Annotated in this window: 14 protein-coding genes, 1 tRNA gene, 1 rRNA gene and 1 pseudogene; 12 read left to right on the top strand and 5 right to left on the bottom strand. The window is 69.7% G+C overall.

Annotation, left to right across the window (positions count from 1 at the left end; genetic code table 11):
- A 5S ribosomal RNA gene (gene rrf / locus HPY23_RS00525) occupies positions 1-94 on the top strand; the annotation flags it as partial.
- A 44-nt stretch (positions 95-138) separates the two neighbouring features.
- Positions 139-215 (top strand) — tRNA-Met (locus HPY23_RS00520).
- Positions 216-265: 50 nt separating this feature from the next.
- On the opposite strand, the pseudogene HPY23_RS00515 reads toward HPY23_RS00520, so the two are convergent.
- Positions 266-975: pseudogene (locus tag HPY23_RS00515) on the bottom strand (alanyl-tRNA editing protein).
- A gap of 145 nt (positions 976-1,120) precedes the next feature.
- On the opposite strand from HPY23_RS00515, the gene HPY23_RS00510 reads away from it, so the two are divergent.
- The 8 genes from HPY23_RS00510 to rsgA all read left to right on the top strand — a co-directional run bounded on the left by HPY23_RS00510 (position 1,121) and on the right by rsgA (position 8,275).
- Entirely contained in the window at positions 1,121-1,600 is a 480-nt protein-coding gene (locus HPY23_RS00510) for a response regulator (RefSeq protein ID WP_048432124.1), read from the top strand.
- A gap of 172 nt (positions 1,601-1,772) precedes the next feature.
- Positions 1,773-2,753 carry an ABC transporter substrate-binding protein gene (locus tag HPY23_RS00505; protein WP_091884708.1) on the top strand — a complete coding sequence of 327 codons (981 nt, stop codon included), beginning with the start codon at positions 1,773-1,775 and terminating at the stop codon, positions 2,751-2,753.
- A 6-nt stretch (positions 2,754-2,759) separates the two neighbouring features.
- Complete coding sequence (locus HPY23_RS00500) at positions 2,760-3,575, top strand: ABC transporter permease (RefSeq protein WP_091884710.1); 816 nt, start codon at positions 2,760-2,762, stop codon at positions 3,573-3,575.
- 2 nt (positions 3,576-3,577) lie between these two features.
- On the top strand, positions 3,578-4,441 hold the full coding sequence (locus tag HPY23_RS00495) for an ABC transporter ATP-binding protein (RefSeq protein WP_091884713.1): 864 nt from the start codon (positions 3,578-3,580) through the stop codon (positions 4,439-4,441).
- Positions 4,442-4,624: 183 nt separating this feature from the next.
- Entirely contained in the window at positions 4,625-5,734 is a 1,110-nt protein-coding gene (locus HPY23_RS00490; RefSeq protein WP_060845205.1) for a Ppx/GppA phosphatase family protein, read from the top strand.
- A 215-nt stretch (positions 5,735-5,949) separates the two neighbouring features.
- On the top strand, positions 5,950-6,720 hold the full coding sequence (locus HPY23_RS00485; RefSeq protein WP_060845204.1) for an RlmE family RNA methyltransferase: 771 nt from the start codon (positions 5,950-5,952) through the stop codon (positions 6,718-6,720).
- Positions 6,717-7,019 (top strand): hypothetical protein, encoded by a 303-nt coding sequence (locus HPY23_RS00480; protein ID WP_244537530.1) that lies wholly within the window; start codon positions 6,717-6,719, stop codon positions 7,017-7,019. The genes HPY23_RS00485 and HPY23_RS00480 overlap by 4 nt, the downstream gene beginning before the upstream one ends.
- Positions 7,020-7,240: 221 nt before the next feature.
- On the top strand, positions 7,241-8,275 hold the full coding sequence (rsgA, locus tag HPY23_RS00475) for a ribosome small subunit-dependent GTPase A (protein WP_091884718.1): 1,035 nt from the start codon (positions 7,241-7,243) through the stop codon (positions 8,273-8,275).
- A 194-nt stretch (positions 8,276-8,469) separates the two neighbouring features.
- Here the strand turns inward: rsgA and recQ are convergent, their stop codons facing one another.
- Positions 8,470-10,314, bottom strand: a complete 1,845-nt coding sequence (gene recQ, locus HPY23_RS00470; RefSeq protein WP_091884721.1) for a DNA helicase RecQ — start codon at positions 10,312-10,314, stop codon at positions 8,470-8,472.
- A gap of 86 nt (positions 10,315-10,400) precedes the next feature.
- On the opposite strand from recQ, the gene HPY23_RS00465 reads away from it, so the two are divergent.
- Together HPY23_RS00465 and HPY23_RS00460 are read left to right on the top strand one after the other, a co-directional pair.
- Positions 10,401-10,640: a type II toxin-antitoxin system VapB family antitoxin gene (locus tag HPY23_RS00465; RefSeq protein WP_091884723.1), complete on the top strand. Its 240-nt coding sequence runs from the start codon at positions 10,401-10,403 to the stop codon at positions 10,638-10,640.
- Positions 10,640-11,041 carry a type II toxin-antitoxin system VapC family toxin gene (locus tag HPY23_RS00460; protein WP_091884726.1) on the top strand — a complete coding sequence of 134 codons (402 nt, stop codon included), beginning with the start codon at positions 10,640-10,642 and terminating at the stop codon, positions 11,039-11,041. Before HPY23_RS00465 ends, HPY23_RS00460 begins: the two co-directional genes overlap by 1 nt.
- Positions 11,042-11,047: 6 nt before the next feature.
- Here the strand turns inward: HPY23_RS00460 and recF are convergent, their stop codons facing one another.
- From recF to dnaA, 3 genes are all read right to left on the bottom strand, one after another.
- Positions 11,048-12,193, bottom strand: a complete 1,146-nt coding sequence (recF, locus tag HPY23_RS00455; protein WP_091884728.1) for a DNA replication/repair protein RecF — start codon at positions 12,191-12,193, stop codon at positions 11,048-11,050.
- Between the two features lie 262 nt (positions 12,194-12,455).
- Entirely contained in the window at positions 12,456-13,577 is a 1,122-nt protein-coding gene (gene dnaN / locus HPY23_RS00450) for a DNA polymerase III subunit beta (RefSeq protein ID WP_060845197.1), read from the bottom strand.
- Positions 13,578-13,763: 186 nt separating this feature from the next.
- Positions 13,764-14,907 (bottom strand): chromosomal replication initiator protein DnaA (gene dnaA, locus HPY23_RS00445; protein WP_236017607.1); only part of this gene is annotated, 1,144 nt, incomplete at its 5' end.

The following is a 14,907-nucleotide window of genomic DNA, read 5'->3' as shown; positions in this document are numbered from 1 at the left end:
TCAGAACCCGATCCCATCTCGAACTCGGCCGTTAACCGCCCCAGCGCCTATGGTACTGTGTCTCAAGACACGGGAGAGTCGGTCACCGCCAGACCTGCCAAGCACGTCACACGTTCCCTCCTCGCGAAAACACCCTGGCGCGGGGTGGAGCAGCCCGGTAGCTCGTCAGGCTCATAACCTGAAGGTCACAGGTTCAAATCCTGTCCCCGCAACCAAACCAAACAAAAAACCCCGCTCGGCATCGCCGGCGGGGTTTTTCGTATGTTCAGGCCAGGGCGATGCGCACGCGGCGGTTCTGCTGCCCTTCTTCTCGATCGCCGTGACCGTCACGGAGCCGATCTCTCCGGTCCGCGCGACGTGAGTGCCGCCGCAGGGTTGGAGGTCGAGACCGTCGATCGCCACCAGGCGCACGCGCCCGCTGCCCATTGGCGGCTTCACCGACATCGTCTTCACGAGCCCCGGATTGGCCAAGAGCTCCGCGTCGCTGATCCAGCGCGTGGACACGGCCGCGTCCCGCGCGATCATCTCGCGCAAGCGACCCGTCACCTCCTCCTTGTCGAGCCCGGCATCCGGGATGTCGAAGTCGAGCCGGCCCTCGCCGTCGCCGATCGATCCGCCGGTCACCGGGTAGGGTAGGGCGACCGAGAGCAGGTGGAGAGCGGTGTGCACGCGCATGCGGGCGTGGCGCAGGGGCCAGTCGAGAACGAGGCAGACCGCCTCTCCCGGCCGCGGCAGCGTCTCGGTCGGCGCCACCTTGTGCAGCACCGTGCTCTTGTCGGCGGCGTAGACGGTGTCGGCGACCGTGATCGCGCGGCCGTCCTCCCGCACGATCCGGCCGCGGTCGCCGGGCTGGCCGCCGCCCTGGGCGTAGAACACGGTCCGGTCGAGGACCACGCCGGTCTCGTCGGCTGCGACGACCCGTGCGTCGGCCTCGCGCAGGAAGGCGTTGTCGCGAAACAGGAGGGTGGTGGACATCGGGCCTCGCGGATCGGTGAGTCGTGGCCGCGAGAGTGGCCCGTCGCTGTGCCGCCGTCGAGGTCACCAAGAATTAACCACGTCGATTAGCGAAACCGTAGGGCTGCCCGTTCAATCTCTGGCAAGATTCGAGACGAAGCCCGCGATGATCGCCACTCCGACCTTCCCGGACCTCTCGGCCCTCGTGGTCGACGAGAGTCTCTACATCCGCCGCATCGTGCGCGACATGCTGATGCGCGTCGGCATCAAGCGTCTCCTGGAAGCGCCCGACGGCGCCGAGGCGCTGGGCGTGCTGGCCGAGAGCAAGCCCGACCTCGTCGTGCTCGACTGGGACTTGGCGATCCTCTCGGGCGAGGAGTTCATTCGTCTCGCGCGCACGCCCGCCACCTCGCCGGCGCCCACCGTGCCGATCATCCTGATGCTGGCCCAGCCGCGCCGCAACGTGGTCGATCGCGCGATCAACCTCGGCGTCAACGAGATCATCGCCAAGCCGTTCTCGCCCAAGACCCTGTGGTCGCGCCTCGACGAGGTGATCAACCGCCCGCGTCCGTTCTCGCAAGTGAAGAGCCTGCTGCGGCCCCAGCCGCGGCTGGCCGCCGCGGCCGCGGTCAAGGGACTGCTGTAAGGGTGTCGCGATCAGGTTCTGACATCGGCGAACCGTGGTCCGGATTTAATCCCGGAGTCTAAAGTCTTAGCGTCGGCCCCGCGATCACGCTTCCGCAAGCCTCGACTTTTGTCCAAGATCCCGTCCGAACCGATTCAGGCCCGCCAGTGGCCGGACGGACAGGGAGTGAAGCATGCTCAAGCGCCTCGCCGCCGTCGCCGCCGCCCTGGCGGCCATCTCCGGCCCGGCCGCCGCCCAGGACGTCGTGCGCCTCGGCAACCTGAAATTCGCCCATTACGGCGCGATCTCCTACATGAAGGAGATCGCCGGAAAATATAACCTCAAGATCGACGAGAAGCAGTTCGCCAAGGGCGCCGACATCTATCCGGCGATGGCGGTGGACCAGATCGACATCGCGGCCTCGGGGGCCGACGGCGCGGTGGCGGCGCGCGGCAACGGCGTGAAGCTTCTGGTGGTGGCGGGCTTCGCCAATGGCGGCGTGCGCATCCTCGGCCGGCCCGATCTCGGCGCCAAGACGCTGGCCGACGTGAAGGGCAAGAAGGTCGCGGTGGTGCGCGGCGGCACCCAGGACCTGATGCTGCTCGCCGAGCTCGAGAAGAACGGCATCACCTGGTCCGAACGGCCGGGCAAGGACGTGCAGCTCGTCTACTTCAACAACTACGCCGACCTGAACCAAGCGCTGGCGCAAAAGTACGTCGACGTGATCTGCCAGAGCGAGCCGCAATCGACGCAAGCCATCTCGAACGGCTGGGGCTACGAGATCGTCAAGCCCTACGACACCCCGGTCGGCGTGCCCTACCGCCCGCTCGTCATGACCGAGAAGATGTACACCGAGAAGCCCGAGATCGCCGCCCGGGTTCTCAAGCTGTTCGTCGAGGCGACCAAGACGTTCATCGAGAAGCCGGATCTCGCCGAAAAATACGTCCGCGAAACGGTGTTCAAGGGCCAGCTCAGCAGCAAGGATTTTCGCGATTCGATGGAGAACGCGGATTATACCTACGACATGCCGGCCGGCCACATGCAGGTCACGGCCGACCTGATGCACAAGTACGGGCTCGGCAAGATGGTCAACCCGCCGAAGGGAGACGCCGAGTGGGTCAAGCTCGACCTGCTCGAGAAGGCGAAGGCCGAACTCGGCGCCAAAACGAACTGAGCCGTCATCGTGAATCGCCTCTCCGCCTTCCGCGGCGCCCTGCTGCCGGTCGGGCTCCTGATCCTGTGGGAGGCCGCCAGCCGCGCCGGCCTCTTCTCCGCCGTGGTGCTGCCGCCGCCGAGCGCGGTGGCCTCGCGCTGGATCGCCAGCCTCGTGCCGGCCCTGCCCTACGACCCCGCGACCCAGAGCTACGCCGCCTGGCTCTTCTCCGGCGAGCTGCCGCACGACGCGGTGGCGAGCCTGGGCCGCGTCATCGCGGGCTTTGCCATCGGCGTCGGCCTCGCGCTGCCGGTCGGGCTCCTGATGGGCACGAGCGACCGGCTCTACGCCCTCGTCAATCCGCTCCTGCAGATCCTGCGGCCGATCCCGCCGATCGCCTACATCCCGCTCGCCATCGTGTGGTTCGGGCTCGGCAACCCGCCGGCCCTGTTCCTGATCGCGCTCGGCACCTTCTTCCCGGTCCTCGTCAACACGGTGGCGGGCGTGCGGCAGGTCGATTCGATCTACATCCGGGCGGCCCGCAACCTGGGGGCCAATTCCTGGACGATGTTCCGGCGGGTGATCCTGCCGGCGGCGAGCCCCTTCGTGCTCGCTGGCATGCGCATCGGCATCGGCACCGCCTTCATCGTGGTGATCGTCGCCGAGATGATCGCGGTCTCGGACGGGCTCGGCTACCGGATCCTGGAGGCGCGCGAGTACATGTGGTCGGACAAGATCATCGGCGGCATGCTGACGATCGGCATCCTCGGCCTCATCATCGACGGCGCGATGTCGCGCCTCAACGACCACCTGCTGCGCTGGCATCGCGGCCTGGAGCGCTGACCATGACCGCGCAAGCAAAGACCGCGACGGCCCCGCTCCGCCGCGCCGAGCCCGCCGCCCGCCCCGGCCCGGGCGCCGCCGAGATCGCGATCGAGAACGCCTCGAAGGTGTTCGGCACCGGCGAGGGCGCCGTGGTGGCGCTCGACGGCGTGTCCGCGGCGATCCCGGGCGGGCAGTTCGTCTGCCTGCTCGGGCCGTCCGGCTGCGGCAAGTCCACCCTGCTCAACGCCATCGCGGGGTTCTCGCCCCTCACCGGCGGGTCGATCCGGATGAACGGGCGCCCGGTCGTCGATCCGGGCCCCGAGCGGGGCATGGTCTTCCAGGAATACGCCCTGTTTCCGTGGATGACGGTCGAGCAGAACATCCGCTTCGGCCTCGACATCAAGGGCGTCGCCCGGTCCGAGGCCGACGCGGTGGTCGCCCGCATCGCCCAGAAGCTCGGCCTGTCGGACTTCCTCGGGCGGTTTCCCAAGGACCTGTCGGGCGGCATGCGCCAGCGCGTCGCCATCGCCCGCATCCTGGCCCTCGACCCGCCGGTGATGCTGATGGACGAGCCGTTCGGCGCCCTCGACGCCCTGACCCGGCGCACGCTCCAGGACGAGCTGCTGCGGATCTGGGCCGAGTACCGCAAGACCATCGTGTTCGTGACCCACTCGATCGAGGAGGCGATCTACCTCGCCGACCGTATCGTCGTGCTCACCTACCGCCCGGGCCGGATGAAGCGCGACCTGATCGTGCCGCTCGCCCGCCCGCGCGACACCGCGTCGGCCGAGTTCAACGCGCTGAAGCGCGAGCTCGCCGGGCTGGTGATGGAGGAGCAGCAGCGCTTCACGCAGGCCGAGCTGACCGGGTCGGCGGTCGATTGACCGACGAATCCCGGTCGTCGATCGACGGCTGTGCTTGGTCGGAGCCGCGTCGTCCCGGTGCATCGGCGCGCGGCGCGGCACGATCGCGGCTTTGCGTTCGGCCCGGAGCCACGTAAGCTTGTCTCATGTGATGGGCTTAATCCGTCCCGCCAGGGTCGGAGGTGAAGGATATCGGCATCGCCGATGAGGGATGAGACGGCCGTCTCCGTGCCGGCGCGCGCCGCGGAGTATGCCGAGACAGCGCGCGCGACCGCGCCTCCGCCGGACCCGGCGGGGGTCGACCCCCCACGTCGTCCGGACCGGCGCGCCTATGCGGCGCTCGATCTCGGCACCAACAACTGCCGGCTCTTGATCGCCGAGCCGGCGCCCTACGGGTTCCGGGTGATCGACGCGTTCTCGCGCATCGTGCGCCTCGGCGAGGGCCTGGGGACCACGGACCGGCTCAGCGACGACGCCGTCGAGCGCACGGTCGACGCGCTCGCGGTCTGCCTCGGCAAGATGCGCAGCCGCGGGGTGGTGCGGTCGAAGTCGATCGCCACCGAGGCCTGCCGCCTCGCCGTCAACGGCGCGGCCTTCGTCGACCGGGTCCACCGCGAGGTCGGGCTCGACCTCGAGGTGGTGGACCGGCGCACGGAAGCCTATCTCGCGGTCACCGGCTGCGCGGCGCTCGCCGACCGGCACGCCGAATCGGTGGTGATCTTCGATATCGGCGGCGGCTCGACCGAGATCATCTGGCTCGACGGTTCGGCCGCGCTCGCCCGCAGCGCCGACCCCACCTTGCGCATCCGCGCCTGGGATTCGCTGCCCGTCGGCGTCGTCACCCTGGCCGAGCGCTACGGCGGGGCCGACGTGACCCGCCCGGTCTTCGAGGGCATGGTCGAGGAGGTCGCCGACCGCCTGACCAAGTTCGCGCTGATCGCCGGCGCGGCGGCCCACGCGCCGAACTTCCACCTGCTCGGCACCTCCGGCACGGTGACGACGCTCGCCGCCACCCACCTGCGCCTCCCGCGCTACGACCGGCGCCGGATCGATGGGTTATGGATGCGCGACCGCGAGGTCACCGACGCCATCGACGGCCTGCTCTCGACCCGCCTGTCGGACCGGGCGCAGAATCCCTGCATCGGCCGCGACCGGGCCGATCTGGTGCTGGCCGGCTGCGCCATCCTCGAGGCGATCCGCCGGGCCTTCCCGTCCGAGCGCCTGCGCATCGCCGATCGCGGCCTGCGCGAGGGCCTCTTGATGAACATGATGCGCGAGGACGGGGTGTGGCGCCGGGGAGGGCGGCCGAGCTGACGGCCTCCGGGCTTGCTCGCGCAGGACTCCTTGGAGAAGCGGGCTTGCGCCCGCGGGCCCGGAGCGTCATTGACCTCGTGCGCCTCACGATCGCTCCGCGATCGCGAAGCGCTCTAGGTGTTTGATTTTGCCGCATTTTCTCTGACGAACCGGTATCCACTTCGTCGAAAAATGCTCTAGAACGATTTTTTTTCGATCATCGAAGGTCACGGGATATGAGCGATCGTCGCGGCGGCGGCCTCCGGGGCGACCTGAAGCAGCGGGTCAAGACCGGGCGCGGGCGCACGGTCTCCTCCAAGCTCTGGCTCGAGCGCCAGCTCAACGACCCTTACGTGGCCCGCGCCAAGCGCGAGGGCTACCGCTCGCGCGCGGCTTTCAAGCTCACCGAGATCGACGAGCGCTTCCGGCTGCTCAAGCCCGGCCAGCGCGTGGTCGATCTCGGTGCGGCGCCGGGCGGCTGGTCGCAGGTGGCGGCCGCCAAGGTCGGCAGTCATCCCGGCGCGTCGGCGCCGCGGGGCCGGGTGGTCGGCATCGATCTCCTCGAGATCGAGCCGATGCCCGGGGTCGACTTCGTCACCCTCGACTTCCTCGATCCGACCGCGCCGGGTCTCCTCACCGAAATGCTGGGCGGGCCGGCGGACGTCGTGATGTCCGACATGGCCGCCAACGCCACCGGCCACAAGAAGACCGACCACCTGCGCATCATGGGGCTCGCCGAGACCGCCCTGGCGTTTGCCCGCGAGATCCTGGCGCCGGGCGGCACCTACCTCGCCAAGGTGCTGCAGGGCGGCACCGAGGGCGGGCTTCTCACCGACCTCAAACGCGATTTTTCGAACGTGCGCCACGTCAAGCCGGCGGCAAGCCGGGCCGATTCGAGCGAGCTCTACGTGCTGGCGACCGGCTATCGCGGCGCGGAGGCGACCGACGGGCCGTATCGCGAGACCGAGGACGGCGGCGAGGAGGACGAGGCGGGCTGGCGGCCGTGACGCCGGCGGCGGCGATCGACCGCGCCCGGGCGCTCCTCCTGGCGGAGGGTTTTTCGGAGGTCGGGCAGGGGACGCGGGGCGAGAGCTTCTACTTCGGCCTGCCCGGTGCCGAGGGGCAGGTGCGGGTGGCCAACCATGCCCGGACGCCGAAACAGCGGCTCAAGCATCCGGAGGTGGTGGCGAGCCTTGTCGTGACGGGGCCGCTGTCGGAGGCGGCGCTGCGGGAGCGCTTGAGCGCGACCTTGCGAGATTTTCGGGGACGGCAGGAGCGGCCGACGATGGCGATCACGCCACCCTGAGCCTTATGAGGCGGATGCGTTCTTCCTCTCCCGTCGAAGGGGGGACGTACGGTTCCTCGTCGATCGTCCCAGCGGCAGGTAGGTTGGTGCCGCAGGCTCGCCCGCGATGACGAAAACGCCAGATCGTCCGCGCTCGCCGTCTTCGTCCTCGCCAAGCGCTTCGCAGGGGCAGGATGAGGCGGGCCGTTGCGAGCGGCTGGTCACCGGACCGAGGTCATGCCATGTGTCGCCGGGTGACCGATCTTCCCCATTCCCTCCCGCCTGCGCCGCTTGCGAGCCTGGGTTGGCTCACCTTCTTCGAGGAGCAGCGTGAGCCGCACGAAGCCGATCTCGCTCCCGTGCGGATCGCCATGGTTCACCGCTCACGCCTGAGCGCCCTGTCGGAGGCGGGATCAGTCGAGCTGACGCTACCCGTTCATGCGAATACCGGTGATTTCGCCGTGGGCGATTGGGTCCTGGTTGATCCCCGGACCCGGATGCTTCACCGACGCCTGACCCGCAGGACGGTCCTGGAGCGGCGCGTCGAAGGCAGCCGAACCCTGCAGCCGGCCGCAGCCAACGTCGATACGCTGTTCATCGTCACCTCCTGCAACGCCGACTTCAATCAGGCCCGACTCGAGCGCTATCTGGCTCTCGCCAACCAGGGCGGCACGAATCCGGTGATACTGCTCACCAAGGCCGACATCGCGGCAGATGCTGACGTCTACCACCGTCAGGCGGCCGAGTTGCAGCGCGGGCTCGACGTCGTGACCGTCAATCCCCGGCTTCCGGAGGCTGCCCGCACCTTGGCCTCGTGGTGCGGGGTGGGCCAGACCGTGGCGCTGGTCGGCTCTTCGGGTGTCGGCAAATCGACCCTGGTGAACACGCTCGCCGGCCCGGGACAAGCGCGTCCCCAGGAAACCGGAGGCATTCGCGAACACGACGCCAAGGGACGCCACACCACGACGGCGCGATCTCTGCACGCCATCGCGGGCGGCGGCTGGGTGATCGATACACCGGGAATGCGAACGCTGCACGTCAGCGGCGCGACGGAAGGGATCGCAACGCTGTTTGCCGAGATCACCGAACTCGCACACTCGTGCCGGTTCCGCGACTGCACGCACGCGCACGAACCCGGCTGCGCCGTGCAGGCCGCCGTCGCCGACGGTACGGTCAACCCCGAGCGCCTGACCCGCTGGCGCAAGCTCCTCGATGAAAACCACGACAACACGCCAGCCTTCACGGGTCCGCGCGGCCGACGGAGTGCGGGCGGGTAGACATCTCTGCCCACCCCATGCGGTCGTTCTGCCTATCGGGCTCAGGGTGGCGGACAACATGGGTAAGCGGACGGGAGAGTCCGCCGACCGCCAAGCGCATCGACCTTACGCCACAGAGGCTATGCGACACATCCTTTGGGATCGAAGGGGTGCGGGGATACGCGGTCTGAAGGGCTTTGCGTGAGAGACCCCGCTCACCCCGCCCGCTTCGCCGCATCCGCCAGGAACTCCGCCACAGCCTCCACGAAAGGCTGCCCATAGGCATCCCGCTTGCGCTCGCCCACCCCGTGGACCGAGCGTAGCGCCCAGAGGTCGACGGGCTTGGCGCGCGCCATCTCGATCAGGGTGCGATCGGGAAAGATCATGTAGGCGGCGACACCCTCCTGGCGGGCGAGCGTCGCGCGCAGGCCGCGCAGGTGCTGGAACAGCGCCTCGTCGGTGTCCGAGAGGCCGAGCGTGTCGTCGTCCTGGGTCGCGCGGCGGCGCTCCTTGGGGGCCTTCGGTTCGGGATCGGGACGCAGCTGCACCGGCTCGCGGCCGAACAGGATCGCCTCGCCCTTGTCGGTGAGCGAGAGACCGCCGTAGCCGTCGCCGTTCTCGGCAACCGCGCCCGCGGCGAAGAGCTGGCGCAGGATCGCCCGCCAGGCGGCCACCGGCTTGTCGGAGCCGACCCCGAAGGTCTTGAGCTGGACGTGGCCGTTGCGGCGGATCTGCTCGCTCTCCTTGCCGTGGACGAGGTCGCAGATATAGGCGGCGCCGAACCGCTGGCCGGTGCGCACCACCGCGGAAAGAACCTTCTGGGCTGCCACCGTGCCGTCGATGAGCGAGACGCCACCGCGGCAGAGGTCGCAGCGGCCGCACCGCTCGATCTGCTCGCCGAAATAGCCGAGCAGCGACTGACGCCGGCAGGTCGCGCCCTCGCACAGGCCGATCATCGCCTCGAGCTTGCGGCGCTCGACCCGACGGCGGTCGTCCGGCACCTCCTTCTCGTCGATCTGGCGACGGCGGAGCGCCATGTCGTCGAGGCCGTAGAGCGTGAGCGTGTCGGCCGGCAGCCCGTCGCGGCCGGCCCGCCCGATCTCCTGGTAGTAGCTCTCGATCGTCGAGGGCATGTCGGCGTGGCAGACGTAGCGCACGTCCGGCTTGTTGATGCCCATGCCGAAGGCGATGGTCGCCACCACCACGACGCCGTCCTCCTGCAGGAAGGTGTCCTGGTTGCGCATCCGCACGCTCTGCTCCAGCCCGGCATGGTAGGCGAGCGCATTGAAGCCGTCCTGCTGCAGGATCTCGGCGATCTGCTCGGTGCGCTTGCGCGAGGAGCAGTAGATGATGCCGCTCTCGGCCTTGCGCGGACGCAGGAATCGCGAGAGCTGGCGCGTCGGGTGCTCCTTCGGCGCGAAGGTCAGGCGGATGTTCGGCCGGTCGAAGGAATGGACGAAGAGTTCGGGCTTGCGCCCGCGGGGAAACAGCCGCTCGGAGATGTCCGCCCGGGTCGCGGCGTCCGCCGTCGCGGTCAGCGCCACGGTCTGCACGTCGCCGAGCGCCTCGCGCGCGCGCGCGAGGTCGCGGTATTCGGGCCGGAAGTCGTGGCCCCATTGCGACACGCAGTGGGCCTCGTCGACGGCGAGCCGGCGCACGCCCGCGCCCTGCAGCGCCTCGATCAGGCCGTCCATCAGGAGCCGCTCGGGCGAGACGAAGAGCAGGCGCAAGCTGCCCTGGCGGATGCCGCGCCAGGTCTCGCGGGCGCTCGATTCCGACACCGACGAGTTGAGGGTGCCGGCCGCGATGCCGAAGGCCTCCATCTGCTTCACCTGATCGTGCATCAGCGCGATCAGCGGAGAGACGACGACGGTCAGCGACTCTTCTACCAGGGCGGGGAGCTGGTAGGTCATCGACTTGCCCGAGCCCGTCGGCATCACCGCGAACACGTCGCGCCCGTCCAGCACGGCGCCGATCACCTCGGCCTGGCCGGGACGGAAATCCTCGTAGCCGAAGGTTTTGCGAAGGGCGGCGCGGGCCTCGTCGAGGCGGTCTGTCATGGGGTTCGATCGCTCTGCGCGGCCTTGCGACGGGGCGCGAGGCGTGTAGACATGCTGGCGACGGTGTCTACACAGGATCGCGTCCCATGTCGCTCAACATCCGCAGCCAGGAGGTGAATCAGCTGGCTGACAAATTGGCGACGATGGCCGGCGTGAGCAAGACGGAAGCGGTTCGCCTGGCGCTGGCTGCCGAGATCGCCCGCCGCGAGGAATCCGTGCCGCTCGTCGAGCGCATCAAGCCGATCCAGGATTATATCGCGTCGTTCCCGCGCACCGGGCTGAAGGCGGACAAGGCCTTCTTCGACGATCTGAACGGCGAACCCTGATGTTCGTCGATGCCTCGGCGATCGTCGCGATCCTGCTCAAGGAGACCGGAGCGACCGATCTGACCAATCAGATCGACGCAGCGTCAGATCCGGTCACCTCGACCCTCGCGGTCTTCGAAGCCGTCACGGCGATCAGCCGCGAGGCCGGCCTGTCCGTCGAGGATGCCGACCGGCAGGTGAGGGGGTTCATGACGATCAGCCGCATCGGGCTCGTTGCCGTCGCGGAGGCCGAGGTCAATGGCGCCCTCTTGGCTTACGCCCGCTACGGCAAAGGGCGGGGCCATCCCGCGCGGCTCAATCTCGGCGACTGCTTCGCTTACGCATGCGCGGCCGTCCGCGGCCTGCCGCTGCTGTTCGTCGGCAACGATTTCAGCCGGACGGCGCTGCCGCCGACGCTCTGAGGCCGTTCAAACCCGCACGCTCCCCTCCGCCACCTGCACCATATCCGCCCGTTCGCCCAGCTCCCCGAACAGCGCCGGATCGGCCCCGGTCATCCAGACCTGGCCGGGCAGGGCCTCCAGCGCGTCGAACAGGCCGGCGCGGCGGCGGGGATCGAGATGGGCGGCGACCTCGTCGAGGAGAACCAGGGGGCTGAGCCCGCTCATTCCCGTGACGAGGCGGGCATGGGCCAGCACCAGGCCGATCAGCAGGGCCTTCTGCTCGCCGGTCGAGGCGGTGGCGGCGGGCACGTCCTTGGGGCCGTGGCGCACCACGAGGTCGGAGGCCTGGGGGCCGGCCAGCGTCCGGCCGGCGGCGCGGTCGCGAAAGCGGTTCTGGCGCAAGGTGGCGCGGTACCGGTCCTCGGCATCGACCGCCGGCCAGACCGCCACGAGGTCGTCGATGTCGCCTTCCAGCCGCACCCCGGCCCAGGGGAAGGGCGAGGCCTCGTCGCGGGTCGACAGGATCAGGCTGTCGAGGCGCTCCACGGTCTCGCGGCGGGCGAGCGCCACCGCGACGGCGAGTTCCGCCACCTCGCGCTCCACCGCGTCGAGCCAGGGTCCGTCGTCGGGCCGCTCCTCCAGCAGGCGGTTGCGCGAGCGCAAGGCCCGCTCCATCGCGTTGACCCGGGCGCCGTGGCCGGCATCGACGGCGAGCACCAGCCGGTCGAGAAAGCGGCGCCGGTCGCCGGCGGGGCCGCGAAACAATGCGTCGAGATCGGGGGTGAGCCAGACCACCCGCACCTGCTCGGCGAACGCCGTGGGGGAGGGGGCGGTGGCCCCGTCGATGCGGCAGAGCCGGCCGCCGCGCTCGTCGCGGCCCCGCGGCGGCTCCCAGGCGGTGCCGATGCGGTGGTCGCCGTTCGGCCCCTCCAGCGTGAGTGAGACCGCGAAGCCGCCGGCCCCGCCCTCGCGCGCCATCCCGGCGAAATCGGCCCGGCGCAGGCCCCGGCCGGGGGCGAACAGCGACAGGGCTTCCAGGATGTTGGTCTTGCCGGCCCCGTTCTCCCCCACCAGCGCGACGAAGTGGCGACCGACCGCGAGGTCGAGATCGGCGTGGTTGCGGAAGTCGCGGGCGATCAGACGTGTGACGCGCAAGGGGTCGGGCTCGGTCATCCCCGGGCCATATCACAGGTCGGCGCAGGCGCTCGGGACCACGCTCGTTTTTCGGCAAGCCTCACCCCATCCGCCACCCCATCCTGAGGTGCCGGAGTGAAGCGGAGGCCTCGAAGGAGGGCTTCAGGGATCACAGAGACGTCTGGAGCCCTCCTTCGAGGTCAGTCGATTTCAATCGACTGACACCTCAGGATGAGGTCGTGGGTGGGAAAGGCTGGCGCTGCCCGGCAATTCGAACCTGCGAGAGCGCGCAATCCCGCCCTCACACCCGCATCGGCATCAGCACGTAGAGCGCGGGCGCCCCCTCGCGGTCCTGGATCACCGTCGGCGAGCCCGGATCGGCGAGGCGGAACAGCGCCGTGTCGCCGTCGAGCTGGGCGGTGATGTCGAGGAGGTAGCGGGCGTTGAAGCCGATATCGAGGGGACCGGACTCGTAGTCGACGTCCAGCTCCTCGGTCGCCGAACCCGAATCCGGGTTGTTGACCGAGAGCGACAGGCGCCCGTCGGTCATGGCGAGCTTCACCGCGCGGCCGCGCTCGGACGAGATGGTCGAGACGCGGTCGACCGCCTTGGCGAACTGGTCGCGCTCGACCGTCAGGCGCTTGTCGTTGCCGGTCGGGATGACGCGGGCGTAGTCCGGGAAGGTGCCGTCGATGAGCTTCGAGATCAGGGTGACGCCGGACGAGAAGCTGAACCGCACCTTGGCCGACGAGATCTCGACGCCGACGGTCTCGCCGCCATCCTCGACGAGCTTCTGGATCTCGGCCACGGCCTTGCGCGGCACGATGATGCCCGGCATGCCGCCGCTGCCCTCCGGCGCCTCCATCTGGACGCGGGCGAGGCGGTGGCCGTCGGTGGCGACCGCCCGCAGCTTGAGCGAGCCCTCGGCGTCGATGGTGTGGAAGAAGATGCCGTTGAGGTAGTAGCGCGTCTCCTCGGTGGAGATCGCGAACTGGGTCTTGTCGATCAGGCGCTTGAGGTCGGCGGCCGGCAATTCAAAGCGGTGCGGCAGCTCGCCGGCGGCGAGGTCGGGGAAATCGCCCTCCGGCAGGGCGCCGAGGGTGAAGCGCGAGCGGCCCGAGCGGATCAGCATCTGGCCGGTCTCGCCGCTGGTCTCGAGCGAGACCTGGGCGCCGTCGGGCAGTTTGCGCACGATGTCGTAGATGACGTGGGCCGGCACCGTGATGGCGCCGCCGTCGACCACGTCGGCGGGGATCGTCTCGGTCACCTCGATGTCGAGGTCGGTGGCCTTCAGCTGGAGGCCGTCCGGCCCCGAGCGCAGCAGCACGTTCGACAGGATCGGGATCGTGTTGCGCCGCTCCACGACGCGGTGCACGTGGCCGAGCGACCGAAGAAGGGCCGCGCGCTCGACGGTGACTTTCATCAGGGTGATCCGTGTCTCGAACGACCGACCGTTCAAGGCCGGCAACCGCACTCGTTGCCCCGTGCACGCACGGGACGGGAACTTTGGCGAAGGCGCTCCCCGAAGGCAAGCCGGCGGGGGAGGCTCATCCACGAGCCTCCCCCGCGCGCGGCGCGCGCGGCGCGCGGGGTCATCGGTTCCGGAGCCTCAATCCTGGAGCATGCGCTTCAGGAGCTCGACCTCGTCGCACAGCGCCGTGTCCTCGCCGATCGCCTTCTCGATCTTGCGCACGGCGTGGAGCACCGTGGTGTGGTCGCGCCCGCCGAAGCGCCGGCCGATCTCCGGCAGGGAGCGCAGCGTCAGCACCTTCGAGAGGTACATGGCGATCTGGCGCGGCTTGACCACCGCGGCGGTGCGGCGCTCGGAGAGGATGTCGGAGCGCGAGACGTTGTAGCGGCTCGCCACCAGCTTCTGGATGTCCTCGATCTTGACCCGCTTCGGCTCGCGGTTCTTCACGAGGTCGCGGATCGCCGTCTCGGCGGTGTCGAGGGTGACGGGCGCCCCCGTCAGCGTCGCGTGGGCGAGCAGCCGGTTGACCGCGCCTTCGAGGTCGCGGCCGTTGGCGGTGATCGCCTTCGCCACGTACTCGGCGACTGCGGGACCCACCTCGAAGGCGGGGTGCGAAGCCCGCACGGCCTCCAGGCGCGACTGCAGGATCGAGGCGCGCAGGGCCTCGTCGAGGGTGCCGATCTCGACCACGAGGCCACCGGCGAGGCGCGAGCGGACGCGCTCGTCGAGGGCCTCCAGCTCCGTCGGCGGCCGGTCGGCCGCCACCACCACCTGGCGCCCGGCATCGATGAGGGCGTTGAGGGTGTGGCCGAACTCCGCCTGGATCGAGCGGCCCTGGATGAACTGCACGTCGTCGAGGATCAGGACGTCGATCGCCCGCAGCTTCTCCTTGAAGGCCAGCGCGCTCTGGGTCTTCAGCGCGTTGACGAAGCCGTACATGAAGCGGTCGGCGGTGAGGTAGATCACCCGCCGCCCGGCATTCTTCACCGAGTGGCCGATGCCGTGCAGGAGGTGGGTCTTCCCCAGGCCCACGCCGGCATGGAAGTAGAGCGGGTTGTAGAGCGCGGGGCCCCCGTCGTGGCGCGCGACCCGCTCGGCGGCGGCGTGCGCCAGGGCGTTCGAGCGGCCGACCACGAAGCTCTCGAAGGTCAGGCGCGCGTCGAGCGGCGCGCCGCCGAGATCGCCCTCCGGGGCGGCACCGCGGGCCTGGCGCTCGGGCTCGGGCAGCTCGGCGGCCAGGCCGGCGGAGGCCGCCGGGCGCGGGGCCGGGGCGGGCTTGGCC

The sequence above is a fragment of the Methylobacterium ajmalii genome (assembly GCF_016613415.1).
GTDB lineage: Bacteria > Pseudomonadota > Alphaproteobacteria > Rhizobiales > Beijerinckiaceae > Methylobacterium > Methylobacterium ajmalii.
This window is presented reverse-complemented; position numbering and strand designations above follow the sequence as displayed.